The 1,958-nt window shown below is 56.2% G+C and carries 1 protein-coding gene and 1 pseudogene; both read left to right on the forward strand.

Annotation, left to right across the window (positions count from 1 at the left end; translation table 11 throughout):
* Positions 1–460: pseudogene (locus ACXJ5O_RS25520) on the forward strand (class I poly(R)-hydroxyalkanoic acid synthase); the annotation flags it as partial.
* Positions 461–709: 249 nt separating this feature from the next.
* Positions 710–1,958: YcbK family protein (locus tag ACXJ5O_RS25525; RefSeq protein WP_457302348.1), on the forward strand; the 1,249-nt coding region annotated here is incomplete at its 3' end.

Consider the following 1,958-nt stretch of genomic DNA (forward strand, 5'->3'; position numbering starts at 1 on the left):
AAACCATTCCTACTATTTGCGCAATTGTTATCTCGACAACAATCTGGTGCGCGGCATGATGAAGCTCGCTGGAGAGAGCCTCTCGCTCGCCGATGTCAAAATCCCGATCTATAATCTCGCGGCCAAGGAAGATCATATCGCTCCCGCACTTTCCGTGTACACGGGCTGCCGCTACTTCGGCGGGGATATCACCTATGTCATGTCGGGCTCGGGTCATATAGCGGGCGTCGTCAATCCACCCGCGAAGAACAAGTATCAATATTGGACGGGCGGCAAGCCTGTCGGCGCATTCGATGAATGGCTGGCAAAGGCAAAAGAACATCCCGGTTCCTGGTGGAATCATTGGGAAAAATGGATCGAAGCGCAGGACGGAGCACGCGTTCCTGCACGTAAGCCGGGCGAAAATCACATGGAAATTCTTGCTGAAGCGCCTGGAACATATGTACGGGTACGTGTTTAAAGCAGTTGATTTGTAACGGTGGAAAACCGGAAAGAACACGTAACGACAATGGCGAGAAAGTGGCCGATCACGTTTTCGCCTCATTCTGCCTATACTTGAAGCCTTGTGCAGATGACAAAACTTCATTAACTCTGGCGACTCTCTGCCGGTGTTATTTGCACTTCAATAGAACTTCGCGAGCTTTCTGCTCTTATAAAAGCGGACCGGACTGAACACTACGCGGCCGGAAAAGACGAGACGGGGGAATCGTTGAAACTACTGCCAGCTTCAGTTTATACCCTTCGGGCGAGTACGGTTGCATGCGTCATTGTGCTTTCCGCCATGGCGGCTACATCGTGTACCTCGACGGTCTCAAGCCCCGGAGCAACTGCTGCCCTGGCTCCCTCCAGCGATGCCACAACACACACAACTGAAAGCGCGATGCCATCCGGCGGCACCCGAGCGCTAACCCCCGAAGCGCTGGCTCTAGCCGGAAGCACTGAGACAAGTGCCCTTCAGGCCATAAATCAAACCGTCAAACCTGCGAATGGCAAGGCGTTGCCGGCAACGACCACTGCAGAAGCCCAGAAAGGCTCAGAACAGCAAACCGCGGCCACAGCCACTCCCACACAGCCCCCCGTCAAAACATCACTTTTTGGTTCGAGCACTCCTGCCAGCACAGAAGAGACACAGGTTGCAAGCGCAGCAACAGCTGCAGCGCCCGTCAAGACATCGCTGTTTGGCAATCCGATGCGCGGCGAAGGCAACATTCAGCCGAAAAAAACACCGCAGCAAGCTGCCGAACTTTCGGCAGCTGATGCAGATAAGACCGCAGCCAAGGCCGATGACGCTCCTGTATCCCCGGAGCAAGGCATTGCGCCTGAAACGACACGTCCGGCGACGGCGGCAAAGAACAATGGCGCGCTTATGCGGCTGTTCTCCAATAATCTGTCGAAGCCGGCCGGAAAGCGCCTGGTCGCCGTTATCGAACCGAAGTCGCAACCCAAACTGCGCGCAGTCGATACGTCGTCCCATGCAGCATCGCCGCTCCCCGCCGCCAGCTCCTTTACCGGCCAGACCCAATATGTATCATCCTCACTACCCGGCGTGCGGCCCAATGCGGGCATCCAGATCATGCAGCGCGACAGTCTTTATGACGATGACGATGTTGAAGCCGCAGCAGCTCCTGTGATTCTTGCCTCGGCCGCGGGCCTCGCTCGTCTCGCGCCGAACGGTCTCAAGGTTCAGCGCGAAAACGTTCAGGTTGCCTGCCTTAAGCCGCAGCTCGTTGGTATGCTGAAAACAATCGAACGCAGATACGGCAAGTCGGTGATTGTCACGTCCGGTTATCGCAGCCCGCCCTATAACCGGCTTGTCAACGGCGCGAAGGCATCGCTGCACATGTCCTGCGCTGCAGCAGACATACAAATTCCCGGGGTTTCCAAGTGGGAATTGGCCAATTTTGCCCGCTCGATGCCCGGACGCGGCGGTGTCGGTACCTATTGTCACACCGAATCAG

This window comes from Phyllobacterium sp. P5_D12, from assembly GCF_054049495.1.